We start from the raw sequence: 25,222 nt of genomic DNA, 5'->3' as shown, positions 1-25,222 counted from the left end.
GCTACGACAGTCGGCCGTGGAGTGTCAATAGGGCAACGAGTTATTCGCGTCGTCGCATTAGGCTCGGGCCGGTGAGCTACCCCTACTCGCCGCAGTCACCTGCCGAGACGCCGACGTGTTACCGGCATCCCGACCGGCAGACCTACGTCCGCTGCACGCGCTGCGGCCGCTACATCTGCCCGGAGTGCATGCGTGCGGCCGCCGTCGGCCATCAGTGCGTCGAGTGCGTCGACGAGGGCGCCAAATCGGTGCGGGCGCCGCGGACGCAGTTCGGCGGAGTCCAACGCTCAGGCGCGCCACTGCTCACCTACGGCCTCATCGCAGTGAACGTCGTGATGTTCGTGCTGCAGATGGCCTCGGGAAACCTCGAGAGCGAGTTCACGCTGTGGCCGCCGGGAATCGCCTTGCACGACGAGTGGTATCGCCTCGTGACGTCGATGTTCCTGCACTACGGCGCAATGCATCTGCTGTTCAACATGTGGGCGCTCTATGTCGTCGGACCGCCGTTGGAGGCGTGGTTGGGCCGCCTGCGGTTCGGCGTGCTCTATGCGCTGAGCGGGCTGGGCGGCTCGGTGTTGGTCTACCTGCTCTCGCCGCTGGAGTCCGCAACTGCCGGTGCTTCCGGCGCGATCTTCGGCCTGTTCGGCGCGATCTTCGTGGTGGCCCGCCAACTCAATCTCGATGTCCGCTGGATCGGTGCGGTCGTCGTGCTCAACCTGGTGTTCACGTTCGCCGGTCCGGCGCTGGGGGCGGGGGCGATCAGCTGGCAGGGCCACGTCGGCGGCCTGCTCACCGGCGCGCTCGTCGCGGCGGCATTCGTGTATGCCCCGCGCGAGCGCCGCAATGCCATTCAGGCCGGCGTTTCCGTCGCCTTCGCGCTGCTATTCGCGGCGGCGGTCTGGTGGCGCACCAACGATCTGCTCACGACGTTCGGCTACGCGTGACGCTCAGACAGCCGCACCCGGGTTGAGGATGTTGTCGGGATCGAGTGCGCGTTTGATCCGTTGGTTGAGTTCCATCGCGTCCGGGCCGATCTGACCCGCCAGCCACGGCCGCTTTAACCGGCCCACGCCGTGTTCGCCGGTGATCGTGCCGCCCAATCCGACGGCGAGATCCATGATTTCGCCGAACGCGAGCTGGGCGCGGTCGGCCATGTCGGCATCGGCCGGATCGAACACGATCAGCGGGTGGGTGTTGCCGTCGCCGGCATGCGCGATGACCGAGATGAGCAGATCCCGTTGTTCGGCGATCTTGGCCACTCCGCTCACCAGATCAGCCAATGCCGGCAGCGGTACGCCGACGTCCTCGAGCAGTAGCGAGCCTTTGGCCTCGACTGCCGGGATGGCGAACCGTCGTGCCGCGACGAACGCTTCACCCTCGTCCGGGTCGGATGTGGAAAACACCTCGGTGGCACCGCATTCGGTGAACACCTCGGCCATGAACGCCGCGTCGTCGGCACCGGCGGCGCCGCGGTCGTCGGATGCGGCCACCATCATCGCGGCCGCGGTGCGGTCCAGCCCCATCCTGAGCTTGTCCTCGACGGCGTTGATCGCCACCGCGTCCATGAACTCCAGCATCGACGGCCGGATCCGGCCCGTGATCTTGACCACCGCACCGGCGGCGGCTTCGACGGAGTCGAACGTGGCCACCACCGTGCACGGCGAATGTTGCGGAGGCAGCAGCCGCAGCGTGACCTCGGTGACGACCCCGAGCGTCCCCTCGCTGCCGACGAACAGCTTCGTCAGACTCAGCCCCGCGACGTCCTTGAGCCGCGGCCCGCCGAGCCGGACAGCGGTGCCGTCGGCCAGCACGACCTGCAGGCCGAGGACGTAGTCGGTGGTGACCCCGTACTTGACGCAACACAGGCCACCCGCGTTGGTGGCAACGTTGCCGCCGATGCTGCAGATCTCGTACGACGACGGATCGGGCGGATACCACAGGCCGTGTTCGGCAACGGCTTTCTTGACCTCGGCGTTGAGCAGGCCGGGCTGCACCACGGCGGTGCGCGTGACGGTGTCGACCGTGATGTCGCGCATCTTCTCGGTCGACAGCACGATGCCGCCGTCGAGGGCGGTCGCGCCGCCGGACAGTCCGGTACCGGCGCCGCGCGGCACGACCGCGATCTGGTGCTTGCTCGCCCAGCGCAACACGGTCTGCACTTCTTCGGTCCGGCGGGGCCGGACCACCGCCAGCGGGGTGCCTGCGTCCGGGTCGGCGGCCCGATCCTGCCGGTAGGACGCGAGGATGTCGGGATCGGTGACGACGACGCCGTCGGGCAGTTGGGCGATCAGACCGGTCAGTGCGTCGTTGCTCACTCCTCGATGCTACGAGCGCGGATGAACTGTTCGTTAACGAAGTATGTCTAGTATCTCTGCCCTATGGTCACGATCTCCCGCGCCTTCAGCACACAGGGCGCGGTCACAATCGATGCTGTCGCCGAGGCACTGCAGCCGAAGTACACGCTCAACGCCGAACCCGCCAGGGCGGTCTCGCGCACGTGGATCGACACGTTCGACTGGCGATTGCACGATGCGGGTATCTCGCTGCGGTTCGTCGACGATCGTCCGCTGACCGCTCAACTACCGGATGGCACGCAACTGCAATGTCCGGTGGCACCGAAGTGGCCCGCGATGGCCGAGAACCTGCCCGCCGGGCGACTGCGTGAGGTGTTGTCGCCGATCATCGAGCCCCGAGCGTTGATACCGGTGGTCGCGGTGCAGGGGACCGTGCAGGAATGCCGCGTGCTCAATTCCGACGAGAAGACGGTTGCACGGCTGCTGATCGAACACAGCGACAACGGCGTGGGCTGGCTTCAGGTGATGCCGTTACGCGGTTACGACAGCGACGGTGAGCGCATCGCCGCGGGGCTGTCGGCTGTCGACGGTCTCACGCCCGCGCAGTCGACGTCGTACGACGACGCGCTGGCCCACGCCGAGCGCAAACCGCAGGGCCGGGCCGAACAGTTCACGCCCGAAACTCCCGCCGCAGTGGCGGTTGCGGCAGTCCTGCAACGCTTCGCCGACGCGATCGCCGACAACGTCGACGGCACCATAGCGGCCATCGACATCGAATTCCTGCACGACCTGCGGGTCGCCGTGCGGCGCACGCGTTCGATCCTCAAGCTCGTCGGCGATGTGCTTCCCGACGGTTTGGCGGAACGGTTCGGGCCCGAGTTCAAGTGGTTGGGTGATCTCACCACGCCAGTGCGTGATCTCGACGTCTACCTGTACGACTTCGACGGGATGGCGGCGGGACTCACCTCGGCCGATCCGGCAGATCTCGCGCCGTTCCAATCGTTCTTGCGTAAGCACCGCACGGCCGAGCGGCGAATCCTCGTGCGGGGGCTGCGTTCCCGCCGGTTCGAGCGGCTCATGCAGGACTGGCGAGCCGAGTTGGCCCGGGTGGCCGAGGAAACGACTTCCGGCCAGACCGTTTCGGACCTGGCACGCGAACGCGTCGGCAGGGTGTTTCGGAAAGTCGCCAAGCGCGGCGAGGCCATCACGGCCGAATCGCCGAGCGACGACGTGCATTCGTTGCGCAAGAGGTGCAAGGAGCTGCGATACCTGCTTGAGGTTTTCCGGCCGCTGCACGCCGAGGAGCCGCATCGCCGGCTCGTGAAAGAGCTCAAGGCGCTGCAGGACACCCTCGGGGATTTCCAGGACGGCGAGGTGCAGCGCGAGGCGGTCCGCGAATTCGCGGCCGCCATGATGGACGAAGGCTCGGCGCCCCCGGCCACCGTACTGGCGATGGGCGAGTTGGCCGCTCAGCTCGATGCGCACCAACTGCGCGCGCGGTCGGCCTTGGTGGGCCGGCTGCAGCCATTCCTGGCAAAAGAGAACAGGGACCGAGTGAAAGCGCTGATCCGCCGGTGAAAATCTACGCGACCTACAACATCAAGGGCGGCGTCGGCAAGACTTCGGCGGCGGTGAACCTGGCGCACCTTTCGGGGCGCGACGGTAACCGCACGCTGCTGTGGGATCTCGATCCGCAGGGTGCGGCGACGTATCTGTTCCGGATCCGGCCGAAGGTCAAGGGCGGCAGCAAGGCGCTGGTGCGGGGGACGAGAACTCTCGACGAGGCCATCAAGGCAACCGATTTCGATCTGCTCGACCTCGTGCCCGCGGATTTCACATACCGCAACATGGACGTGCAATTGGACAGCGCCAAGCGGCCGACGCGCCGGATCCGGCAATTGCTCGCCCCACTCGAAGACGAGTACGACGTCGTGTTCCTCGACTGCCCGCCGAGCATCTCGCTGGTGTCCGAGAACGTCCTGCACGCGGTGGACACCCTGCTCGTACCGATGATCCCGGCGACGCTGTCGGTGCGTACATTCGACCAATTGGTCGACTTCGTCGGCGATTTCGACGGCAGGCAGCCGGCAGTCAAGGCGTTCTTCTCGATGGTGGACCGGCGCAAGAAGCTCCACCGCGATGTCGTCGCGCAACTGTCGCAGGAGCGCCAGGGGATCCTGAGCACCGATATCCCGGCGCTTTCGGTCATCGAGCAGATGGCCGAAAAGCGGGCACCGGTCACCGCTTTCGCGCCGCAGAGCTCGGCTGCCCAGCAGTACGAAGCACTCTGGAAAGAGATCCGCTAGTTCCGGTCGAGCTGACGCAGGGCGGGCAGCCCGACGGCGACCAGGCCGAGCAGCAGCATGGGCAGCGACAGCGCGAGGAACGTCGCGTGCAGACCGACCGAGTCGGCGAGCGGGCCCGCCACGATCAGACCGAGCGGGCCCGCGGCGTAGGCCAGTGAGCCCATCACGCCGACGACGCGCCCTCGCAAGTGCTTCGGCGCCTTGGTCTGCATCACGTAGTTGTAGATCGGGGCGATCGGTCCGTACACGAAACCGACCACCGCGCACAGCAACAGGATCAGGGGCAGCGGCGGCAGGAACGCGATGACCGTCATCGCCACGCCCAAGGTCAGCAGTGCCGTCAGCATCGTCGCGCGCCGGCTCATGTACTTGCTCATCACCGCGTAGCCGAGCGCGCCCAGCAGGCCGCCGATGCTGAGCGCCATCAGCACCCAGCCCAGTTCCTGCGGCTCGTCGCGGTCGGTGAAGTACTTCGGGAACAGCACGCTCTCCATGGGCATGTACAGTCCGGTCGCCACCAGATCGACGATCGCCAGCGTGCGCAGCACCGGTGTGCGCCAGACGAATTGCAGGCCCTCGACGATGCCCGACCACACGCCCTCTGGCAGTTCGGTGCGATCGGGCTTACCGGCGCCTTCCAGTCGCAGCACCGAGATCGCCGCAATCGAGAACAGGAACGCGAGTGCGGTCACCCACATGGTGTTGATCCCGCCGACCGTGGCGATCAGCAGGCCACCGATTCCGGGCCCGACGATGTAGGCGAGGTTGAACACCGCCTCGTACACGCTGTTGGCGTGGTCGAGGGTCCAGCCCGCGCGTCCGGCGGCTTCCGGGAGCATGGTCTCGCGCGCTGTCATCCCGGCCGGATCGAAGAACGCCCCGAGCGCGGCCAAGACCGCAAGCACCGCGACGTTGACCGCGTCGACGCCGAACGTGAGGGCCAACACCGGCACGGCGACCACCGACAGCGCCGAGAGCAGGTCCGAGATCATCGACACGCGTCGGCGGCCCAGATAGTCGACTGCGGCGCCGGCGATCACGGTCGCGACGAGCAGCGGCAGCGTGCCCGCCATCGCGACGATCGAGGCGTCGAGCGCGGATCCGTTGCGCTGCAACACCAACCAGGGAAAGGCGACGATCGAGATACCGTTTCCGGCGCCTGCCATCAACGCGGCGAACAGAATCAGCATCAGTGGGCCGCGTTTGGTGTTGGTCATGGGGTATCGCGGCCGAATCTAACAGCGCACCTACGCGTCTTGCGACGGATTTTCGGGCAGAGTGGACCGGATGCAGCTGGCTCACCCCCGGACCGGGGACTTGTTCACCTCGCCGGTTCCGCCCGGCAGCGGCTGGCCAGGTGACCCGGCGAGCCCAGCCACGCCGCAGGCGAAGACCGCCGCCCAGGTGCGGCGCCTGGCCGCCAAGGTGAGCACGGTCGACGAACTCGATGCCCTGGTCTCGGTGTGCCGGGCCTGCCCGCGACTGGTCGGCTGGCGCGAAGAGGTCGCGGTGGCCAAGCGCAAGTCCTTCGCCGACCAGCCGTACTGGGGTCGGCCGGCGCCCGGCTTCGGCGCCGAGGCGCCCCGCATCATGATCGTCGGCCTTGCCCCGGCCGCGCACGGTGCCAACCGCACCGGACGCGTCTTCACCGGCGACCGGTCCGGTGACTTCCTGTTCGCCGCGCTGCACCGGGCGGGGCTCGCGAACCAGGCGTTGTGCGTCGACGCCGCCGACGGAATGCAGTTGATCGGCACCCGGATGGCGGCCGCGGTGCGCTGCGCCCCGCCGGCCAATGCGCCCAACCCGGCCGAGCGCACCACGTGCGCGCCATGGATGGCGGCCGAATGGCGTCTCGTCGGGCAATCGGTGGCGGTCGTCATCGCGCTCGGAACCTTCGCATGGCGGGCCGCGCTGGACCTGATCGCCGACCGCCCGAAGCCCGCGCCCAAATTCGGTCATGGGGCCACAGCGACATTGACCACGGCCCATGGCGAGGTCACGCTGCTGGGTTGCTACCACCCCAGCCAGCAGAACACCTTCACCGGCCGGCTCACCGAGGCGATGCTCGACGACATCTTCACCACGGCCAAATCGCTCGGCAGCCTCGGGAACGAACCCGGCGGGCGATGACGTTGACGCTGTCATGCGGCTTTCTGTCCTCGACCTCGTCCCGGTACGTACCGACCAGACCACCGCCGACGCCCTGACCGCCACGACACACCTCGCGCAGACCGCTGACCGGCTCGGATACACCCGGTACTGGATCGCCGAACACCACAACATGCCCGCGGTAGCGGCCACCAGCCCGCCCGTCGTGATCGCGCATCTGGCCGCGCACACCGACCAGCTGCGGCTCGGTTCCGGTGGTGTGATGCTGCCCAACCACGCGCCGCTGGCGGTGGCCGAACAGTTCGCGCTGCTCGAGGCCGCGCATCCGGGGCGCATCGACCTCGGCATCGGGCGGGCACCGGGTTCGGACCCGGTTACCTCGCTGGCGCTGCGCGGGGCCGCAGGCCGTGACGATCGCGATATCGAGGCGTTCCCGCAGTATCTCGACGATGTTCGCGCGCTCATGAGCGCGCGTGGTGTTCGGGTGCCGCTGCCGCGTGACCTGCTGCGGGAGAACTACGTGCTCAAGGCGACTCCGGTCGCGGTCACCGAACCGCGGCTGTGGCTGCTCGGGTCGTCGATGTACTCCGCCCACCTCGCGGCGGCCAAGGGCCTGCCGTACGTGTTCGCCCACCACTTCTCGGGGCACGGCACAGCCGAGGCGCTGGCCGTGTACCGCGACGAGTTTCAGCCGAGCGACCTGGCGTCCGAGCCCGTCACGTTCCTTACCGTCAACGCGGTCGTGGCCGAAACCAGCGAGGAGGCCAAGGCGCTACTGCTGCCGCAGTTGCAAATGATGGGCCGGCTGCGCACCGGGCAACCGCTCGGCGCGCTCGACCTCGTCGAGGACGCCGAGGCGACCACCATGACACCGCAGGCGCAGGCCGTCGTGCAGGCCGGTCTGCAACGGGCAGTCGTCGGTTCGCCGACCGAGGCCGCCGATCAGGTGCGGGCTTTGGCCGAGGAGTTCGGGGTCGACGAGGTCATGGTCAACCCCGTCGCGTCGGCTCGGCGCGGTGCCGACCCGGCCACCGCGACCGCGCGCGACACCACGCTCGAGCTGTTGGCCAAAGAGCTGTTCTAAGGCGTCAGCACCACGATCGGGATCGGCCGCGAGGTCTTCTTCTGATACGCCTCATAGCGGTGGGAGTTGTTCTCGTTGACGATTCTCCATAGCCGTGCGTAATCCGGATCGTCCGGCAGGATCGGGTTCGCCGTAACCTTCAAACGCTTTGTGCCCACATTGATTTCGATATTGGGATTAGCTTTGAGGTTGTGATACCAGCCCGGTGAACGGGGCGCGCCGCCCATCGACGCCACGACGAGGTAGTTCTCGCCATCGCGAGCGTAACTCAGCGTGTTGATGCGCGCCTGGCCGGTCTTGGCGCCCGTCGTGTGCAACAGCAGACTCGGCGGCACCCCGGGCATCCGATGCCCGATGCGCCCGCCGGTCTTCTGATAGATCAGATCGTGGATGTGCAATAACCGGAGGCCGACGAGCTCGACCTGGGACCGAAGGCTCATGGGCTCAATCCTGCTCGGCGCTGTCGAGTTGTGCCAGCGCCGCACGTAGCAGGCGTCCGGACTCTTCGCGGTCGGGGTCGCGCCGCAGCACCATGCCCTTCGCGAATGAGAACTTGTCACCGGCGCGCCGCGGCACCACGTGCAGGTGGATGTGGAACACGCTCTGGAACGCGGATTTGCCGTCGTTGATCACGATGTTGTTGCCGTCGGCATGCAGACCCGAACTCCGGGCCGCGCGGGCGATGCGCTGGCCGATCGCGGCCATGTCGGCGACGGTGGCCGCGGGCGTGTCGGTCAGATCGACCGTGTGCTGCTTCGGAATCACCAGGGTGTGGCCACGCGTGAACGGCCTGATGTCGAGGATCCCCAGGTAGTCGTCGTCTTCGTACACCCGGATCGCGGGTGCCTCACCGGACACGATGGCGCAGAACACACATGACATTCCGCCACGTTAGCCGTTGACGTCGGCGATCAAGTCGGTGAAGCGGTCGAACCTCGAACGCTCAGTGACACCGGCAGCAGGATGGTCCGGGGCAGGCGCTCGCTGTCGTCCATGCCCGCGACGAACAGCCGGGCACCCTCCCGCCCGATGTCGAATTGCGGAACGGCGACGCTGGTCAGCGGTGGAGCCAACCGGTCCATCAACGGCATGTCGTTGTAACCGGCCACGCTGAGGTCGGCCGGGCAGGACAGGCCGCGTTCGGCCATGGCGTCGTAACAGCCGAGTGCGATCAGATCGGTTGCCGCGACGACGGCGGTGAACGGGATGTTCTCGTCGAGTGCCGACGCGAGTTGGATGGCGCCCTGTTCGGTCGTCCACGATTCACAGATCCGAATCAACTTCTGATCCCGGTCCAGCCCGTGCGATTCGACCGCGGAGCGAAATCCGCGCAACCTCGCCACACCGGTGGAGGTGTCTTGTGGGCCGGCCAGGCAGAGGATGCGCTCGTGGCCCAATTCGGCGAGATGGCTTATGACCAAGCCCATTCCGGTTTCGTCGTCGGCCGTCACGGAGTCGAGATCTCGTCCGCCCAGGCGCCGGTTGATCATCACGATCCTGGTGCCCTGATCGGCGAGCCGCTCGAACGTAGGGTCGTTCAACCGTGCCGTCGCGACGATGAGGCCGTCGACCTGCCTGGCCAGAAGCGCCGAGATGGCCGCGGCTTCGCGTTGGGGGTCGTAATCGGTGCTGACGATGAGCGGGCTGAATCCTCGGCTGTCGAGCACGGATTGGATGCCGCGGATCATCGGCGGAAACAGTGGGTTGGTGAGGTCGGGGATGACCACACCGACGGTGTTCGACGTCGCCGTCCGGAGGCTGCGCGCGATGGGATTGGGGACATAGCCGAGCTCGCGTACGGCCTTGTCGATGCGGCGAAGGGTGTCTGCGCTGACGCGGTCCCTCGTCGCCTCGTTGAGTGCGCGCGACACGGTGCCGGTGTGGACGCCTGCGGCGCGTGCCACATCCTGCATCGTCACGTTCGGCGTCATCGTCACCTGCCCCTCCTTGGCTTTCGATTGCATAGATCGTGGCATTTCACTGCCCGAGGTTCAAGCATCAACCCCTATTGACGTGCTGTGTGACCCGCCTTACGATTCCTGCAATCGATTGCACAAGGAGGTTGTGAAAGCCATGGAATTCATCACCGCGGGAGCGGACCCGGCCGAAATGCCGTTCATGCCGGCCATCGTCACCAGCGGTGGGCGCCACATCTGGCTGTCCGGCGCCACCGCCTTTCCGCTGGTGCACAAGCACCCGCACGACGAGGACGAGCTGCGCGTGCCCGATGGCATCGCCGATCAGACCCGGGCCTGTCTGAAGAACCTGAAGATCGCGCTGGCGGCCGCCGGTGGCACTGTCACCGACATCGTCGAGGTGACGATCTACAACACCGACATGGACGCGCAGGACGCGGTCAACGAGGCGTATATGGAGTTTTTCGGCGACCACCGCCCGTGCCGGACCCACATCGGCGTCGACCGCCTGGTCGGCTCCCAGTTGAAGATTGAGATCAGCGCACATGCCGTCATCGCCTAGAACCGGAACACGTTGGGCCGTCGCGATGTTCGCAGCGCTGCTGGCCGCGTACACCGTGAACGCCATGGACCGCATGGTTTTCCCGGTCCTGTTGCTCGACGTTCGCGCTGAGTACGGGTTCACCCTGGGCGAGGCGGGATTGCAGTCCACGCTCTTCGCGCTCGGCATGGGGCTCACCGGCATCCCGGCCGGACTACTTGTCGAGAAGATGCGCCGGAAGGACGTCGTGGTGCTCGGCACGGTCGTCTTCTCCGCGGCGACGCTACTGACCGTCGTATCGGTGGGCTTTGTCGACATGTCGGTGTGGCGCGTGCTGTCCGGCGTCGGTGAAGCACTGCAGCTGACGGCGATATTCGCCATCGCGGCAAGTGCATTCACCCGGCATCGGGGTGCTGCCGTCGGCTGCGTCAACATGGCCTTCGCGATGGGCTCGTTGATCGGGCCCACGCTCGGCAGCGCCTTGGTGTCGCACTACGAGACGTGGCGTGCGCCGATGATCGCCTTCGGCCTCATCGGTCTGGCCCTGGCGGCCTTGGTGGTCGTCGCCGTCCGGCCCTGGTTCAGCGAGGCGGTCACCGCCGTCGGCGCGGCCGCCACGCAGGTCGGCGGCGCGACGCGGCTGCTGAGCCGAAACCCGATGGTGCTCATGGTCATCACCATCCTTTTCGGGCTGGCGGACTTCGGCTTCATCGGCATGTACGCCAGCTACTTACGAGACCAGCTCGCCTACACCACCGGCGCGGCTGGCCTTGTCGTCGGATTGTCCGGCCTGGCGGCGTTTGCCTCAATCGTCGGCGGTCATCTCGTCGACCGCATCGATCCCAGGCTCGCGATCGGCGGCGCGCAGACGCTCGTCGCCACCGCCGCTGTCGCGCTGTTCGTCGGTCCGGATCAGCTGTGGTGGCATGCCGTCTGGGCGTTCTTGTTCGGCCTGTTCGCGAGTGCGGGCAGCTACGTCATCCTCGCCGGCTGCCTGGTGAAATCTGTGGACGTACGACATGCCAGCCGGGCGGCCGGGCTGTTCGTCTCCGCCGTTTACGTACCGGCAGGCCTCGCGGGTTACGTGTTCAGCGTGCTGGTCGGGGTCACCGGCTGGCAGGGCGCCGGCCTCATCCAGCTCGCCGCGCTGTCGCTGATCGGCGCGGCGCTCGCCCTCCTGCTGCGGCCTCAAGAATTCAGCCGCCCTGCCGATTCCGCTTTCGTCCACCAACCACAGGAAGCCACGACATGACCCTTCCCGCAGCTCCGACCAGCCATCCCGTACAGATTCCCGTGGCCGGGCAGCGCTCACCGGTGCCGGTGCGTCGGATCTATTGTGTCGGAAGAAATTACGTCGACCACATCCGCGAGATGAAAGAGGGGGATGAACGGGACGCACCGTTCTTCTTCCAGAAACCGACCGACGCCGTTGTCGGCGACGGCGCGGCGGTGAGCTACCCGTCCGCCACGAGTGACTTTCAATACGAAGGTGAGCTTGTGATCGTGATCGGCGAAGGCGGACAAGACATTCCAGTGGAGGCGTCAGTCGACCACATCTTCGGGTTCGCGGTGGGCATAGATCTCACCCGCCGCGATCTCCAACGCGAACTCGCCCGTGCCGGGCGGCCATGGGAGGCCGGCAAGTCGTTCGATCAGTCGGCGCCGGTGGGGACCGTGACCAGACTGGCCGATCTGACGGTCCCGCCGGTGTCCGACGGCGAACTGTCGCTGTGGGTCAACGGCGAGTTGCGCCAGCACTGCCGGTTCGCCCAAATGATCTGGAAGGTACCGGAAATCGTGTCGAACTTATCCGCTCAGTACCGGCTCGAATACGGCGATCTGATCTACACCGGCACCCCCGCCGGTGTCGGCCCGCTGGTACCAGGGGACCGCGTGCGGGCCGCGATCACCGGCCTGCATGACCTGACCATCACGATTGTCTGAGGAGTACGGCATGTTGCCCAACGAACGAATCGACTACAGCGCCATTACCGAACGGCCACGCCGTCAACTGCCCGGCGAGGCCCGGCTCGCCGTGTGGATCATCGTCAACGTCGAGGAATGGTCGCCGCTCGAACCGATGCCCCGCACGGTCCTGACCCCGCCGGCCGGGGGCACGCCGACGCCGGATGTGCCCAACTGGGCGTGGCACGAGTACGGCAACCGGGTGGGGTTCTGGCGCCTGCTGCAGGCGATCGACGCGCACGAGGTCCCCGCGGCACTGGCGATCAACGGCAGCGCCATCGCGAGTTATCCCGAGATCACACAGGCCGCGATCGCACGCAAGTGGGAACCGATCGGCCACGGCTACACGCAGAAGAACATGCAGAAGGTGACTGACGAGCGCCTCGACATCCAGCTCACGACGCAGGCCATCGAACGCGCGTGGGGCCGCCCGCCGCGCGGTTGGCTCGGCCCCGGTCTCACCGAAACCTGGGAAACACCAGAACTTCTCGTCGATGCCGGATATAGCTACGTGTGCGACTGGGTGCTCGATGACCAGCCGGTCGAACTGCGCACCGAGCGCGGTCCGATCGTCAACATCCCATACACGCAGGAGTGCAACGACGTCGCGATGATGCTTATCCAGCATCATCCCGCGCAGGAATACTACCAACGGGCCATCGATCAATTCGATCAGCTCTACGCCGACAGTGCGGACTCGGCACGGGTGATGGCCCTCGTGGTGCACCCGTACATCATGGGAGTTCCGCACCGCGCCAAGTATTTCGCCGATGCACTCGCGTACATGCGCCGTCGTGACGACGTGGTGTTCTGGACCGGCGAGCAGATCCTCGACTGGCACCTCGAGAGCCGCAGACCTGTGTCGCATGCAGGCAGCTGACCTTGTCGTGGTGGCCGCTGCGGTGGTGGCCGGTGCCGTCAACGCAGCGGCCGGGTCAGGGTCGCTCGTCACTTTCCCCGCCCTCGTGGCGGCCGGGCTGCCACCCGTCGGCGCGAACATGCTCAACACCGTCGGCCTCGCACCCGGAATGATGCTCGCCGCCTGGACCGACCGCCGCGTGCTTCGCGACATCGCCGGCTTGGTGTGGCTACTGCCGATCGGTGTCCTGGGGGCGGTATGCGGCGCGGGGTTGCTGCGGGTCGCCCCGCCGGACCTGTTCCACGCCGCCGTGCCCTACCTGATCGGTGCCGCTGCGGTTCTGGTGGCCGCCCAACCTGTGCTGGTGAAACGGCTACGCCGCACCCGAAATGGCGGGTGGCTTTATCCGTGCGTATTCGCGGTCAGCGTGTACGGCGGCTTTTTCAGTGCGGCGCAAGGGATTCTGTTGCTGGCGGTGGTGGGCCTGTGCCTCGACACCTCGGTACCCGAACAGAACGCGATCAAGAACGTCATGCAGGGTCTCGTCAGCCTGGTGGCGGGGGTCTTCTTCCTGGCGACGTCGGCCATCGACTGGAAGACCGCGCTGATCCTCGCTGCCGGGTCCGCCGTCGGTACTCCGCTCGGCATCCGGTTGGTGCGACACATCTCGCCGAACGTCTTCCGGATCGGTGTGGCGGCATTCGGCGCGACGGCAGCCGTCGTGTTCTTGCTCAGGGGCTAAGCGTTCGAGGACGCCCATTCGGCCACCCGGCGTTCCCGCTCCTCGGCTGACAGATCTTCGACTCTGGTCATCACGGTCCAGCGCTGGCCGAACGGATCGAGGATCGACGCGAAACGGTCACCGGTGACGAAGGTCTGGGCCGGCTCGCGGACGGTGGCACCCGCCTGTTCGGCCCGCGCGACGACGTCGTCGACGTCGGGGCAGTACAGGCCGATCGAGTGTGTCGCTGCGGCACCCGGAGCGGGTGCGGCGATCTGGTATGCCTCCTGGGGGTCGCCGAGCTGCAGTCGGCCCGCGCCGAAGTCCAGTTCGGCGTGCGCGACCGTGCCGTCGGGACCGTCCATCCGCTCGACGACCTTCGCGCCGAACACCCGCTCGTAGAACTCGATGGCCGCGGCGGCCCCGTCGACGCAGATGAATGGGGTCAGGCTCGTGTAGCCCTCCGGAATCGGTTTAACGCTCATGTGGCCAGTTTCGTAGCCTGGTTGTCGTGGCCGCTTGGAAAAACGCGCCAGTGCGCGGTGTGGTGGGCCGCGCGGGCAGCACGTCGGCGTTCGACCTGCACCGCTGGCTGCCGTCGGAGGACAGTGCCCGGTTTGTCGAGCATTTCTGGTCGGTCAGTTGGGACCGTCGCGAGGACGGGCCGTTCGACAGCACCGTCATCACCTTCCCATCGGTGCACCTCACCCGCGAGTGGGGCGATGACGACGCCCGCCACGGCCATCCGCTGCCGAACACACTTGTGCACGGCGTGGTGCAACGAGTCTTCCGAACCACCATCAGCCAGCGCGGCTCCGTCGTCGGCGCCCGGTTTCTTCCGGGCGGATACACGGCCCGGTTCGGTAGGGACGCGGGTATGATCACCGGACTCGTCGTGCCCGTCGACGACGAATTATTCGGGGCACCAGTCCTTCTCGGTGAGGATATGACCACAGCCGGAGCGCGGCTTGACGCCGCGATCGGAGCCTACTCCGGACCGGCGGATGAGGTGTTTCATTCCTTGACCCCGTTGATCGAGCGCATGCGCGACGACGGCACCCTGCATCGCGTCGAGCAGGTCATGGACCATTCGCCGTGGAGCGTTCGTACCACGCAGCGAGTGTTCCGCCGCTACGTCGGGGTGCCGGTTAAGTGGGTGCTGTGCCGATATCGGTTGCAGCAGGCGGCTTTGGAGATCGAAAGCAGCCCCGATGTCGACTTCGCCGACTTGGCAGTGCGTCTGGGCTGGTATGACCAGGCGCATTTCATCAACGACTTCCGGTCCATGTTGGGCTGGACGCCGGGAGAGTACGCCACCAGGCACGGGGCGTGAGCCGACTCAGAACGGCGGCGGTTCGTAGTTGTCGGCGAGCCAGGCTTGGTGCTGGCGTTGCCGTTCGGCGTTGATCTCGGCGCGTTGGCGTCGTTCAGCGGTGATGCGGGTTTGGCGATCGTGTTCGCGAGTGTGCTTGCGAGTGGGCATCATGATGGCCCGGTTGGGATCGGGTGGTGTGGTGTCGGGGATGTCGACTTCGCCGGTGGGTCGGCCGAGGGCAGGAAAGAGCGCCGCGCCGTGGGGCTCGGTGGTGTAGATGTGGCCGGTGGGGGCGGTGAACTCGATTGTGCCGTCGGCCAATTGGCGGTCGGTCCAGCCGTTCGGTCCAGTGTGGAAGGTTTTGAGCAAGTGGTGCGACCGGCAGTACAGCTTGGTGTTGGACGGGTGGGTCGGCCCGGCGGGGTAGGGCGTGGTGTGATCGATATCGGCTTTGACGGCCGGCGCATCGCAGCCGGGGAAGCGACAGGTCAGATCGCGCAAACGCACGAACTCGGCCAACGCCACCGAGGGCCGGTACCCCGGTTCTGGCGTATCGCCGGGCACGCTCAGCGGTTTGAGCGTGGCCGTTTTGGCGAGCTCGCGCACCTCCTCGGCGGGCTGGATGCCGAATCCCGGTAGGTAGCCGGGCGCATCGCTGGTCCCGTCGATGGTGGCTTGTTCGGCCAGCACATGGATCACCGCCGCGCCGGCGCGGCGTTCGGCGGCGGGGCAGTCGGGTTGCCCGCATTGGCAGGCCAATTGGTCCTGCATGTGAGCAATCGGTCCCATCGCGTCCGAGCGGCGTTGGTCGCGCGTGCGCGGGTCGTGTTCGCAGACGGTGTCGACCAGGGCGTCGAGGCGTTGGTCGATGGCGGCGGCGACATCCGCACGGACCGTCGCCCAGATGGTGGCCAGACCGGGACTGAAGGGCTGGATGATCACCTGGCGACCCTCGTCGAGCTTGGGGGCGACGCGCACGCCGTTGGGATCGTGCGTGGCCACCCATGCGTCTATGCGGTCTTTGAGTTTGGGTTCCGACAGCTTCATCCACTTCGGGGCGTTGCGTGCCATGGCCTCGTCGAGGTCGGGCCAGACTGCCGGGTCGACGAGGTCAGTGCGGGCGATCAGGGTGCTCAGAAGCCGGAAATCGATGTCGCCGGTTGCGAACACGGCTGCGACTTTGGGGAGTTTGTCGCGCAGCACGCGCGCGTAGTGGATGAGGGTCCGGGCGCGCGCACGGCTGATGTTGAGTGCGGCCGACACCTCGGCGGCGACGGCTTCGAACGGATCGGTGCGCCAGAGCTTCATTTCAGCCAGCTCCACCGCCCGGCGGGCGTCGAGCTCGCCGATCATTTCCAGCCGCCACGCTATCTGGGCTGATTCACCCCGTGATGTCGCGCCCATCCCGTCGATCAGGTCGGCATCGGTGAACGCTTCGAACATGTGTTCGATTATGCCAGGACGTACTGACAAGCCCGTCCGGTTGCGGCGAGGCGGCTGCTGCTTTCGTTCCGCGCTACTTGATGACGCCAGTGGCCCTTGAGTCACACTGCAGCGCCTCTTGAATGCAAATTCGCTAAACCGGAATCCGACCGTCGCCGCGTAGCGAGACAATAGAGAAGAACTCCCACTCCCGGGGGCTCCGGGCATCGGTATGAATTGTGTCGCCACTGGCGTGCCCGCCACCGCCCACGGCTGTGAGATAAAACCCTCTTTGCGTCTGGATCGCGTAGGTACCCGGTTGCTGTTGGGCAACCAGCTTGAATAACTCCCATCCCAAGATTTTTGTTGCATCGCTGTGTAGGGCGTCGGAAATCATTCCGCCCGCATTTACCGCGGTGATGAAGTGGCCGCTCGCCGTCTGTAGTGCATAGTTGTGCGTGTCGCTGTCGGACCACAGCGTGAAGGATTCCCAAGCGTTTGGCTGCTTTGCGTCTGTGTGAATGACGTCGGTAATTCTTCCGCCGCCGCCCACGGCTGTGAGAAATGTGCCTTTGAGATGGGTTTTGATCGCATACTTGCCGAACAGTGGCTGCAGTGCCGGTGATGAACCAGTCATTTCAATCTCCTGTGAAACGGTTGTGCAGATGCCATTGTCGGGCCGACATTAACGCTGCGACGCGCTGCGGAATTGAGTAGTGCACTACTTGAGTTTCGTCGAAATTTGAACGTCGCCGGAGCCGCGTCATGTCACACTTCCTCAATGGGACTCTTCGGAAGCTCGGACGGCGACCTGCAGGGCCGTATCGACGCATTGGAGCGGCGAGTCGCCGCGCTCGAACGTGCCGTCTTAGCCGCGGGTCATCCTGTAACGCCGACGCCCGTCGGAAGGTCCACCGAGGCGGTGGCCAGCCACATGGTGCGCCAGCTTGCACTGCAGGGCAACAAGATCGCGGCGATCAAGTTGCTCCGTGACGAGACCGGGTTGGGGCTCAAGGAAGCCAAGGACGTCGTCGACGGCCTCGCCTAACGGCTCAGCGCGACCCGCCAGGCGACCAGCTTGTCCGCATACCGCATCGTCTGAGCTGGGCTCGTCGACGGAACCCGCACCGCTGGAATCGGAGGTTCGGCCACGAGGCGTCGGTAATTCGCCTCGGCTGCGGCGCCGTTGAACACGAGACGAGTAATCCCGCGATGCGTCGCGAAGAAGGCGCCAAAGTCATTAGGCACCATGCTGTCCCGCTCGACCGCCGAGTCAAGGCTGCCGACCCGCCGGCAGGATCGCAGGACATCCCAGACGGCGACGCCGTGGTCCCGCAACGCCGTGACACGTTGCAAATATGGCGCTTGGTAATCGAATCCGAGGATCTCGGCGGTGATCCGCCAGAACGCGTTGCGCGGGTTTCCGTAGTACTGCTGACTGGCCAGCGACATCGCACTCGGCATGTTGCCGAGGATCAGCACGCGCGATCGCGCGTCGGCAATGGGCGAAAGCCCGTACAGAATATCAGCCACCGGACTTCAGCAATTCGGACGCGGTGACGAATCGGTAGCCGTCGGAGCGCAATTCGTCGACGATGCGGGGAATCGCGGCTCGCGAGGCTTCGCGGCTGCCGTACATGACGTGCAAGAGGATGATCGACCCGGGCCGAACCTTGTCGAGTGTCTCCGACACGATCGCGTCCGCGTCGGCCCCGGCCGCCGAATCGGGCTCGACGTCCCAGGTCACCGAAATACGATCGTGCTCGGATAGGTAATGCGGTAGCGCCCAGAGCTTTTTGCCGTAGGGCGGCCGGAACGTGATCGGGCCTTGGTAGCCGGTGGCCCGGATCGCGGCATCGGTGCGCTCGACTTCGTCGGCCACAGTGTCCGACGACATCAACACCATGCGCTGGTGCGAATAGCTGTGGTTACCGATCTCGTGCCCGGCGGCGGCGATTGCCTTGCCCTGCGCTGGTGCCGCTTCCAATTCACGGCCGGTGAGATAGAACGTCGCTGGTACATGGGCGTCGGCAAGGATCTTCAACACCTCGGGCGTCAGATCGGTTGGGCCGTCATCGAGCGTCAGCGCCACCACCTTGTCCGTCGTGTCGACCCGGTCCACCAGTCGGCCAGCCAACTGGAATGTCCGGGCATTCGAAACCCAATATCCGCCGGCCGTCACCGCGATGATCACGACCAGAACCAGGGCCACACCCCACAACCAACGACGCATCCTGCCTGTATACCTGGGCGCGATTGTCACGTTGGAGTGGCGCTGGGCTGCGATTGCCACGCTGGCGTGACAATCGGCGGCGCACACAACGCAACCACACGCAAACACACCCCACACACGCGGGCGCCCCGAACGGAGTGGGGGTGTCACGTTCGGGGCGCCATGTCGTGTGGTCGTCAGCTCAGGTGATGGACCTCCTGCAGGCCGTACACGGGCGTCGGCAGCCCTTCGTAGCGGGCTTTGAGCTGCAACGCCAAATACAGTGAGTAGTGGCGTGATTGATGCAGGTTGCCGCCGTGGAACCACAGGTTTTCCTGTTGGGTCGGCTTCCACATGTTGCGTTGCTCGCCCTCCCATGGGCCGGGATCCTTGGTGGTTCCGGAGCCGAGCCCCCAGACCTTGCCGACCTTATCGGCCACGTCTTGACCGATAAGGTCGGCGGCCCAGCCGTTCATCGAGCCGAAGCCGGTCGCGTAGACCACGACGTCGGTGGGCAGTTCCGTGCCGTCGGCCAGGATCACCGAGTCCTCGGTGAGCCGGTCGACCTGCCCGTGCGCCAGTTTGATGCTGCCGTCGGCGATCAGGTCCGAGGCGCCGACGTCGATGTAGTAGCCAGAGCCGCGGCGCAGGTATTTCATGAACAGCCCGGAGTCGTCGTCACCGAAATCGAGATCGAAGCCGGCGGCTTCCAAGCGCGCGTAGAAGTCCTTGTCGCGCTGGCGGATTGCGTCGTAGATCGGCCGCTGGAAGTCGGCCATGATGCGGTAGGGCAGTGACGCGAACGTGAGATCTGCCTTCTCGGTCGTCATTCCGGCGGCCACCGCGCGCTCGGAGTACAGATCGCCGAGGCCGATTTCCATCAGTGAGTCCGACTTGACGATGTGTGTCGATGACCGTTGCACCATGGTGACGTCTACGTCGTTCTCGCAGAGCGCCTTGCAGATGTCGTGTGCGGAGTTGTTGGAACCGATCACCACGGCGCGTTTGCCCACGTACTGATCGGGACCCGGATGGTGGCTCGAATGGTGCTGGTCGCCCCGGAAAACGTTCTGCCCTGGCAGCACCGGGATGTTGGGCTTGCCGGACATGCCCGTCGCGAGCACGAGATGGGTCGGCCGCAGCGTGACACGTTCGCCCTTTCGGTCCACCTCGACCGTCCAGCGCTGCTCGGCCTCGTCGTACGACGCGGACAGGCACGTCGTCGAACTCCAGTACGGCACCTCCATGACCCGGGTGTAGAACTCCAGCCAGTCACCGATCTTGTCTTTCGGCGCGAACACCGGCCAGTTCTGCGGGAACGGCAGGTAGGGCAGGTGGTCGTACCAGACCGGATCATGCAGGCACAGCGACTTGTAGCGCTTGCGCCACTGGTCGCCGGGCCGTTCGTGCTTGTCGACGACGATCGCGGGCACACCGAGCTGACGGAGCCGTGCACCAAGCGCGATCCCGCCCTGGCCGCCGCCGATCACCACGATGTAAGGCTGCTCGGTGTAGCCGAGCGTCAGTTCCTCGTCGAGACGCTTCTCGGCCCACGAGCGGGTGTCGGGGTCGGAGCCGTGCACGGCGCCCAGCGGCCGGGTGGCACCCTTGCGCTCCTCGTGACCCTTGAGTTCCTGCAGCGTCGTCAGCAGGGTCCAGGCCTTGTCGTCACGCAGCCGCAGATGTCCGTTGCCACGGCCGCCCGCCGTCTCGAACTCGATGAACGCCGAGGTGATGACGGAGTCGCCGTCGAAATCCTCGGTCGGGGTCTCCCTGGTCCGAAAGCCCGACGGGTCGGTGTCGTGCAGACGCGCCGTCAGCATGTCGCCGATGCCCTCGTGCCCCTCGACCGTCTTGATGTTCCAGGTGAACGCGACGAGGTCCCGCCAGAAGCTGTCGGTGGCGAACTTGTCGACGACACGGTCGATGTCGCGTGCGGTGAGAGCGGACTCGAAGTCGGCCAGCCACGCGTCGACCCGCTCTTGCGGTGACAGTGTGGCCAGCGGTGCAACGGTGGTCTGTGTCATGTGGCCTAGCGCACACCGCGCCGCAAGGTTGCGACAAGGGTTGCACGGGGTTGCAGGGAGGCGTCTGTTTGCTTGCGGAAACAAGGCGCAACGGGTTGCAACTCTTCCGGCGTGAGTTGCCGGTCACCTAGAACAGCCACATGAAAGCAGCCGTGTACTACGGACCCAACAAGGTCGAGGTCGCCGACGTTCCCGAGCCGCAGCCGGGGCCCGGCACCGTCAAACTCAAGGTCGGATTCAACGGGATTTGCGGCACTGACCTGCACGAATACTATGCGGGCCCGATCTTTGTGCCTACTGAGCCGCATCCACTCACCGGCCAGCAGATGCCGCTGACCATGGGCCACGAATTCTCGGGCACCATCACCGACGTCGGCCCGGGCGTCACCGATTTCGCGCCAGGAGACCGCGTTGCCGTCGAACCGATCTACCGGTGCGGAAAATGTGGGCCTTGCCGAGCCGGCAACTACAACATCTGCCAGCAGATCGGCTTTCACGGGCTCATGTCCGACGGCGGCATGGCCGAGTACACCGTCGTCCCGACCAACATGTTGCATCGACTGCCCGACAACGTGTCGCTGGAGCTCGGCGCGCTCGTCGAACCGATGTCGGTGGCCTATCACGCTGCGACCCTCGGCGAGGTGGGTCCGCTGCACACCGCGGTCATCTTCGGAGCCGGCCCGATCGGCATCGGGCTGTGGTTCGCCCTGCGCGGCAAAGGCCTCGACTCGGTGTTCGTCTCCGAGCCGTCACCCACCCGACGCGCCGCGATCGAGGCGCTGGGCGCCAAGACCCTCGATCCCACCCAGATCGACGTTCCCACCTTCATCGCCGACCACACCGACGGACGTGGGGCCGACGCGGCGTTCGACGCCGCCGGGGTGGCGCCTGCCGTCGAGGCGGCCACCGCGTGTGTGGGCGCCCGCAAACCGACCATCAGTGTCGCGATCTACGAGAAGCCGCTCACCACGCCGCTGCTGAATCTGGTGATGAACGAGTCTCGGATCCAGGGCTCGCTGTGCTACACGTCCGCCGACTTCGAAGCCGTCATCGAGCTGATGTCGCAAGGCGTGTACGACACCACGGGCTGGGTGACGCCGATCGGCATCGACGATGTCATCGACGAGGGCTTCGAGGCACTGCACGCGGGAACCAAGATGAAGGTTCTCGTCGATCCCGCCGATTGACCGGAAAACCAACTAGGAGAACACATGTCACTTGAGGGCAAAGTCGCGCTTGTCACCGGCGCGGGCCGGGGTATCGGACGCGGGATCGCGCTGCGGCTGGCACGGGACGGCGCCGACGTCGCGCTGGTCGACGTGGTCGCCGACGCCATCGACGAGGTGGCCGACGAGGTATCTGCGATCGGTTCGAAGGCGACGACGTTCGTGGCCGACGTCAGTGACCGCGACTCGGTGTACGCCGCGGTAGAGCACGCCGCAAAGGCACTCGGCGGGTTCGACGTGATGGTCAACAACGCGGGCATCGCCCTGGTCGGGCCGATCGCCGACGTCACTCCGGCCGAGGCCGCGCGGGTATGGTCGATCAACGTCGACGGTGTGCTGTGGGGCATCCAGGCGGCCGCGGCGAAGTTCATCGAGCTTGGCCGTCCCGGCCGGATCATCAATGCATCGTCGATCGCCGGTCACGACGGGTTCGGAATGCTCGGCGTGTACAGCGCGAGCAAGTTCGCGGTGCGCGGGCTGACCCAGGCTGCGGCCAAGGAGTACGCATCGGCGGGTATCACCGTGAACGCGTACTGTCCGGGCATCGTCGGCACCGACATGTGGGTGGAGATCGACAAGAGGTTCGCCGAACTGACGGGCGCCGAGGTGGGCGAGACGTTCAAGCAATACGTCGGCGGCATCGCGCTCGGCCGGCCGGAAACCCCCGATGACGTCGCCGGATTCGTCTCCTACCTGGCCGGCCCCGACGCCGCGTACATGACCGGGCAGGCCGGGCTGATCGACGGCGGGCTGGTGTATCGGTAGGGCGAGTCGGCATTAACTTGTGATGTGGAGCACAATCGTGGGTGATGGCCGGTTCGTCAGTACCTGAGCCCGCGGTCGCGCCCGGCGACGACCCGCGGCGCTACGCCATGCTGCTGTCGGAGGTCTACGACGCCACCATGTCGGGCGCCCGGGCGCCGGCGCGGCCACGCGCGTTGATTGCGGACTCATGGAATCGACTGCTCGGCAAGGGTATTCATCCCGAGCGCCATTCGCCGCCGGATATCGACACGAGCGGGCTGGACATGTTGCGGCAGTCCTCGGGGTTGCTGACGGTTCTTGACGACGTGTCGCGCGGGCTGGAGTCGGTGATCGAGGAGGGCGACAACATCCTGGTCATGGCCGATGCCCGGGGCCGGGTGCTGTGGCGTTCCGGCTCGCCTCGGGTGCTCAATTTCGCCGACCGGCTCGGCTTCATCGAGGGCGCGTCGTGGAGTGAGAGCTCGGTCGGTACCAATGGCATCGGAACGGCGCTGGCCTCGCACCGAGCGGTGCAGATCTTTTCCGCCGAGCATTTCCTGCGCAGCCACCATCCCTGGACCTGCGCCGGCGCACCGATCCGTGATCCGCGCACGGGTCACGTGATCGGCATTGTCGACGTGTCGGGTCCGGCCGCGACCGTGCACCCGACGACCGTCGCACTGGTCGATCTGGTGGCCCGGCTGGCCGAGTCGAAACTGCGCGAGGCGCACGACCGCACGCTCAACCGGTTGCGGACGGTGTCGGCGCCGATTCTGGCCCGGATGGGCAGTCCCGCGCTCGCGGTCGATCCGCACGGTTGGGTCGCGGCCGTTGACTCGCTGCCGCTGCACAACCGGATCCTGTTGCCGGAGAACGGAATGCCGGGTCGGGTGTGGATACCACCGCTCGGTATGTGCGATGTGGAGTCCCTGCCGGACGGCTGGCTGGTGCGGGTGGCCAGCGAGGCGGAATCCAGCCCCATGGTGTCGCGGGTGACCCTCGATCTGCGTGACGGAAACGAACCGTCGCTGGAGATGGTGGGCCAGTTCGGCAGCTGGCGCCGTGGGATCTCGAGCCGACACGCCGAGATCCTGCTGGTACTGGCCACCTGTCCGCAAGGGCGGTCGGCACCCGAACTCGCCGAAGACCTCTACGGCGACCGGTCGCGCGTGGTGACGGTGCGCGCCGAGATGTCGCGGCTGCGTAAGCAGTTCGTCGGGTTGGTGGCTGGCAAGCCTTACCGCTTCGGTGATTCGGTGGCCGTCGACGTGCGCTATCCCCAGGACATGTCGACGCTTCTCACGTCGTCCACGGCGCCGGCAGTGCGCGCGGCCCGCGGGATACGTTGACGGGGTGTCTGAACAGACGGAGCGCGCCGAGCTGATCGACTGGCTGCTGGCCCGCGGCATATCCGCCGACCAGATCGACCATGCCACCAATCCGATGCTGCTCGCGTCACGACGCGTGGCGGGCGATGACGGAAGTTATGTGTCCGCGCGCGAGATCAGCGAGCAGAGCGGCATCGACATCGAGCTCCTGCAACGCCTTCAGCGGGCGATGGGTCTGCCTGCGGTCGAGGATCCGGACGCCGCGGTGTTGTTGCGCGCCGACGCGGAAGCGGTGGCATTCGCACAGCGATTCATCGAACTCGGGATAGACCCGGACCAGATCGTGCTGATCAACCGGGTGCTCTCCGAAGGTCTGAGCCGCGCGGCCGAGGTCATGCGCTATGCCGCGCTGGCGGCTGTGCTGGAGCCGGGGGCCACGGAATTGGAGACCGCGCAGGCGTCGGAAGCCCTGGTGGCCGAGGCGGCCCCGCTGCTCGGCCCGATGATTCAGGACCTGCTGTTCGTCCAGCTACGCCATGCGATGGAGACCGAGGCCGTCAATGCCACCGAGCGCGAGGAGGGGGTGCCGCTGCCCGGTGCCCGGCTGGTCACCATCGCGTTCGCCGACATCGTCGGGTTCACCCGGCTCGGGGAGGTGGTGCCGCCCGAAGACCTTGAGCGGCTGGCGAATCGGCTTGCGGAGGCCGCGCGGGAGGTTTCGGTGCCGCCGGTGCGGTTGATCAAGACGATCGGGGATGCCGTGATGCTCGTGAGCCCCAACCCGGCCGCGCTGCTGGACGCCGTGCTGGCGCTGGTGGCCGCAACCGAAACCGATGAGGATTTTCCGCGACTGCGGGTGGGCGTGGCGTCGGGGCTCGCGGTGAGCCGGGCCGGCGACTGGTTCGGCAGCCCGGTGAACCTGGCCAGCCGTGTCACCGGTGTGGCCAGACCCGGCACGGTGCTGGTGGCCGAGTCCACCCGCGAAGCGATCGGGGATTCGGACGGGTTCACCTGGTCGTTCGCGGGTGCGCGTCACCTCAAAGGCATCAAAGGCGACGTCAAACTATTCCGCGCGCGTTCGCAAACCTGAGCCTTTATCGAATCTTCACAGAACGACGAGGGCAGCCACATCGACAGTCGGCAGGCTCGGAGT

27 protein-coding genes are annotated in these 25,222 nt (G+C 66.3%); 16 read left to right on the top strand and 11 right to left on the bottom strand.

Annotated features, from left to right (window positions below):
* The first annotated feature begins 71 nt into the window (after nt 1–71).
* Complete coding sequence (locus ACRCUN_RS16785; RefSeq protein WP_462142750.1) at nt 72–944, top strand: rhomboid family intramembrane serine protease; 873 nt, start codon at nt 72–74, stop codon at nt 942–944.
* Between the two features lie 3 nt (nt 945–947).
* Here ACRCUN_RS16785 and ACRCUN_RS16780 read toward each other — a convergent pair whose 3' ends face one another.
* The gene (locus tag ACRCUN_RS16780) at nt 948–2,315 is read right to left on the bottom strand and encodes an FAD-binding oxidoreductase (protein ID WP_085145863.1); all 1,368 of its coding nucleotides are present in this window, start codon (nt 2,313–2,315) and stop codon (nt 948–950) included.
* A 63-nt stretch (nt 2,316–2,378) separates the two neighbouring features.
* Here ACRCUN_RS16780 and ACRCUN_RS16775 point away from each other — a divergent pair, with 63 nt between their 5' ends.
* Entirely contained in the window at nt 2,379–3,872 is a 1,494-nt protein-coding gene (locus ACRCUN_RS16775; protein WP_462142749.1) for a CHAD domain-containing protein, read from the top strand.
* Nucleotides 3,869–4,600 (top strand): ParA family protein, encoded by a 732-nt coding sequence (locus tag ACRCUN_RS16770; RefSeq protein WP_462142748.1) that lies wholly within the window; start codon nt 3,869–3,871, stop codon nt 4,598–4,600. Before ACRCUN_RS16775 ends, ACRCUN_RS16770 begins: the two co-directional genes overlap by 4 nt.
* Here the strand turns inward: ACRCUN_RS16770 and tap are convergent.
* Complete coding sequence (gene tap, locus ACRCUN_RS16765) at nt 4,597–5,817, bottom strand: multidrug efflux MFS transporter Tap (RefSeq protein ID WP_462142747.1); 1,221 nt, start codon at nt 5,815–5,817, stop codon at nt 4,597–4,599. The two genes, ACRCUN_RS16770 and tap, sit on opposite strands and share 4 nt — an antisense overlap.
* A gap of 70 nt (nt 5,818–5,887) precedes the next feature.
* On the opposite strand from tap, the gene ACRCUN_RS16760 reads away from it, so the two are divergent.
* Together ACRCUN_RS16760 and ACRCUN_RS16755 are read left to right on the top strand one after the other, a co-directional pair.
* Nucleotides 5,888–6,730 carry a uracil-DNA glycosylase gene (locus ACRCUN_RS16760; RefSeq protein WP_462142746.1) on the top strand — a complete coding sequence of 281 codons (843 nt, stop codon included), beginning with the start codon at nt 5,888–5,890 and terminating at the stop codon, nt 6,728–6,730.
* Nucleotides 6,731–6,743: 13 nt separating this feature from the next.
* On the top strand, nt 6,744–7,793 hold the full coding sequence (locus ACRCUN_RS16755) for an LLM class flavin-dependent oxidoreductase (protein WP_462142745.1): 1,050 nt from the start codon (nt 6,744–6,746) through the stop codon (nt 7,791–7,793).
* On the opposite strand, the gene ACRCUN_RS16750 is transcribed toward ACRCUN_RS16755, so the two are convergent.
* The 3 genes from ACRCUN_RS16750 to ACRCUN_RS16740 are packed head-to-tail and all read right to left on the bottom strand — an operon-like array spanning nt 7,790 to nt 9,724.
* Nucleotides 7,790–8,233: a nitroreductase family deazaflavin-dependent oxidoreductase gene (locus tag ACRCUN_RS16750; RefSeq protein ID WP_462142744.1), complete on the bottom strand. Its 444-nt coding sequence runs from the start codon at nt 8,231–8,233 to the stop codon at nt 7,790–7,792. The two genes, ACRCUN_RS16755 and ACRCUN_RS16750, sit on opposite strands and share 4 nt — an antisense overlap.
* A 4-nt stretch (nt 8,234–8,237) precedes the next feature.
* Nucleotides 8,238–8,675: an HIT family protein gene (locus ACRCUN_RS16745; protein ID WP_462142743.1), complete on the bottom strand. Its 438-nt coding sequence runs from the start codon at nt 8,673–8,675 to the stop codon at nt 8,238–8,240.
* A 29-nt stretch (nt 8,676–8,704) separates the two neighbouring features.
* The gene (locus tag ACRCUN_RS16740) at nt 8,705–9,724 is read right to left on the bottom strand and encodes a LacI family DNA-binding transcriptional regulator (protein WP_462142915.1); all 1,020 of its coding nucleotides are present in this window, start codon (nt 9,722–9,724) and stop codon (nt 8,705–8,707) included.
* Nucleotides 9,725–9,866: 142 nt separating this feature from the next.
* On the opposite strand from ACRCUN_RS16740, the gene ACRCUN_RS16735 reads away from it, so the two are divergent.
* Genes ACRCUN_RS16735 through ACRCUN_RS16715 form a run of 5 tightly spaced genes read left to right on the top strand, consistent with a single transcriptional unit; the run spans nt 9,867 to nt 13,816 of the window.
* Nucleotides 9,867–10,271 carry a RidA family protein gene (locus ACRCUN_RS16735; RefSeq protein ID WP_462142914.1) on the top strand — a complete coding sequence of 135 codons (405 nt, stop codon included), beginning with the start codon at nt 9,867–9,869 and terminating at the stop codon, nt 10,269–10,271.
* Nucleotides 10,255–11,502, top strand: coding sequence for an MFS transporter (locus ACRCUN_RS16730; protein ID WP_462142742.1), 1,248 nt, complete (start codon nt 10,255–10,257; stop codon nt 11,500–11,502). Before ACRCUN_RS16735 ends, ACRCUN_RS16730 begins: the two co-directional genes overlap by 17 nt.
* Nucleotides 11,499–12,194: a fumarylacetoacetate hydrolase family protein gene (locus ACRCUN_RS16725; RefSeq protein ID WP_462142741.1), complete on the top strand. Its 696-nt coding sequence runs from the start codon at nt 11,499–11,501 to the stop codon at nt 12,192–12,194. Before ACRCUN_RS16730 ends, ACRCUN_RS16725 begins: the two co-directional genes overlap by 4 nt.
* A 10-nt stretch (nt 12,195–12,204) precedes the next feature.
* Nucleotides 12,205–13,095: a polysaccharide deacetylase family protein gene (locus tag ACRCUN_RS16720; protein ID WP_462142740.1), complete on the top strand. Its 891-nt coding sequence runs from the start codon at nt 12,205–12,207 to the stop codon at nt 13,093–13,095.
* Complete coding sequence (locus ACRCUN_RS16715) at nt 13,082–13,816, top strand: sulfite exporter TauE/SafE family protein (protein ID WP_462142739.1); 735 nt, start codon at nt 13,082–13,084, stop codon at nt 13,814–13,816. Before ACRCUN_RS16720 ends, ACRCUN_RS16715 begins: the two co-directional genes overlap by 14 nt.
* Here the strand turns inward: ACRCUN_RS16715 and ACRCUN_RS16710 are convergent.
* The gene (locus ACRCUN_RS16710) at nt 13,813–14,280 is read right to left on the bottom strand and encodes a VOC family protein (protein ID WP_462142738.1); all 468 of its coding nucleotides are present in this window, start codon (nt 14,278–14,280) and stop codon (nt 13,813–13,815) included. The genes ACRCUN_RS16715 and ACRCUN_RS16710 overlap by 4 nt on opposite strands.
* 26 nt (nt 14,281–14,306) lie before the next feature.
* Here ACRCUN_RS16710 and ACRCUN_RS16705 point away from each other — a divergent pair, with 26 nt between their 5' ends.
* Nucleotides 14,307–15,128 (top strand): DUF6597 domain-containing transcriptional factor, encoded by an 822-nt coding sequence (locus tag ACRCUN_RS16705; RefSeq protein ID WP_462142737.1) that lies wholly within the window; start codon nt 14,307–14,309, stop codon nt 15,126–15,128.
* Nucleotides 15,129–15,134: 6 nt separating this feature from the next.
* Here the strand turns inward: ACRCUN_RS16705 and ACRCUN_RS16700 are convergent, their stop codons facing one another.
* Entirely contained in the window at nt 15,135–16,553 is a 1,419-nt protein-coding gene (locus ACRCUN_RS16700) for an HNH endonuclease signature motif containing protein (RefSeq protein WP_462142736.1), read from the bottom strand.
* Between the two features lie 133 nt (nt 16,554–16,686).
* The gene (locus tag ACRCUN_RS16695; RefSeq protein WP_462142735.1) at nt 16,687–17,169 is read right to left on the bottom strand and encodes a fascin domain-containing protein; all 483 of its coding nucleotides are present in this window, start codon (nt 17,167–17,169) and stop codon (nt 16,687–16,689) included.
* Between the two features lie 144 nt (nt 17,170–17,313).
* Between ACRCUN_RS16695 and ACRCUN_RS16690 the strand changes: the two genes are divergently transcribed.
* Nucleotides 17,314–17,580 carry a ribosomal protein L7/L12 gene (locus ACRCUN_RS16690; RefSeq protein ID WP_462142734.1) on the top strand — a complete coding sequence of 89 codons (267 nt, stop codon included), beginning with the start codon at nt 17,314–17,316 and terminating at the stop codon, nt 17,578–17,580.
* Here the strand turns inward: ACRCUN_RS16690 and ACRCUN_RS16685 are convergent.
* From ACRCUN_RS16685 to ACRCUN_RS16675, 3 genes are all read right to left on the bottom strand, one after another.
* Nucleotides 17,577–18,065, bottom strand: coding sequence for a DNA-deoxyinosine glycosylase (locus ACRCUN_RS16685; RefSeq protein WP_462142733.1), 489 nt, complete (start codon nt 18,063–18,065; stop codon nt 17,577–17,579). The genes ACRCUN_RS16690 and ACRCUN_RS16685 overlap by 4 nt on opposite strands.
* The gene (locus ACRCUN_RS16680; RefSeq protein WP_462142732.1) at nt 18,058–18,765 is read right to left on the bottom strand and encodes a polysaccharide deacetylase family protein; all 708 of its coding nucleotides are present in this window, start codon (nt 18,763–18,765) and stop codon (nt 18,058–18,060) included. The genes ACRCUN_RS16685 and ACRCUN_RS16680 overlap by 8 nt, the downstream gene beginning before the upstream one ends.
* 176 nt (nt 18,766–18,941) lie before the next feature.
* Complete coding sequence (locus tag ACRCUN_RS16675; RefSeq protein ID WP_462142731.1) at nt 18,942–20,771, bottom strand: NAD(P)-binding domain-containing protein; 1,830 nt, start codon at nt 20,769–20,771, stop codon at nt 18,942–18,944.
* A gap of 140 nt (nt 20,772–20,911) precedes the next feature.
* On the opposite strand from ACRCUN_RS16675, the gene ACRCUN_RS16670 reads away from it, so the two are divergent.
* Genes ACRCUN_RS16670 through ACRCUN_RS16655 form a run of 4 tightly spaced genes read left to right on the top strand, consistent with a single transcriptional unit; the run spans nt 20,912 to nt 25,159 of the window.
* Nucleotides 20,912–21,958 carry a 2,3-butanediol dehydrogenase gene (locus tag ACRCUN_RS16670; protein ID WP_462142730.1) on the top strand — a complete coding sequence of 349 codons (1,047 nt, stop codon included), beginning with the start codon at nt 20,912–20,914 and terminating at the stop codon, nt 21,956–21,958.
* 24 nt (nt 21,959–21,982) lie between these two features.
* Complete coding sequence (locus ACRCUN_RS16665; RefSeq protein ID WP_462142729.1) at nt 21,983–22,762, top strand: acetoin reductase; 780 nt, start codon at nt 21,983–21,985, stop codon at nt 22,760–22,762.
* Nucleotides 22,763–22,806: 44 nt separating this feature from the next.
* Nucleotides 22,807–24,090 (top strand): GAF domain-containing protein, encoded by a 1,284-nt coding sequence (locus ACRCUN_RS16660; protein ID WP_462142728.1) that lies wholly within the window; start codon nt 22,807–22,809, stop codon nt 24,088–24,090.
* Between the two features lie 4 nt (nt 24,091–24,094).
* Entirely contained in the window at nt 24,095–25,159 is a 1,065-nt protein-coding gene (locus ACRCUN_RS16655) for an adenylate/guanylate cyclase domain-containing protein (protein ID WP_462142727.1), read from the top strand.
* Nucleotides 25,160–25,222: the final 63 nt, after the last annotated feature.

Source organism: Mycobacterium venezuelense, from assembly GCF_054919535.1.
Note: the sequence above shows the minus strand (reverse complement) of the source record. Positions and strands in the feature narration are given on the sequence as shown.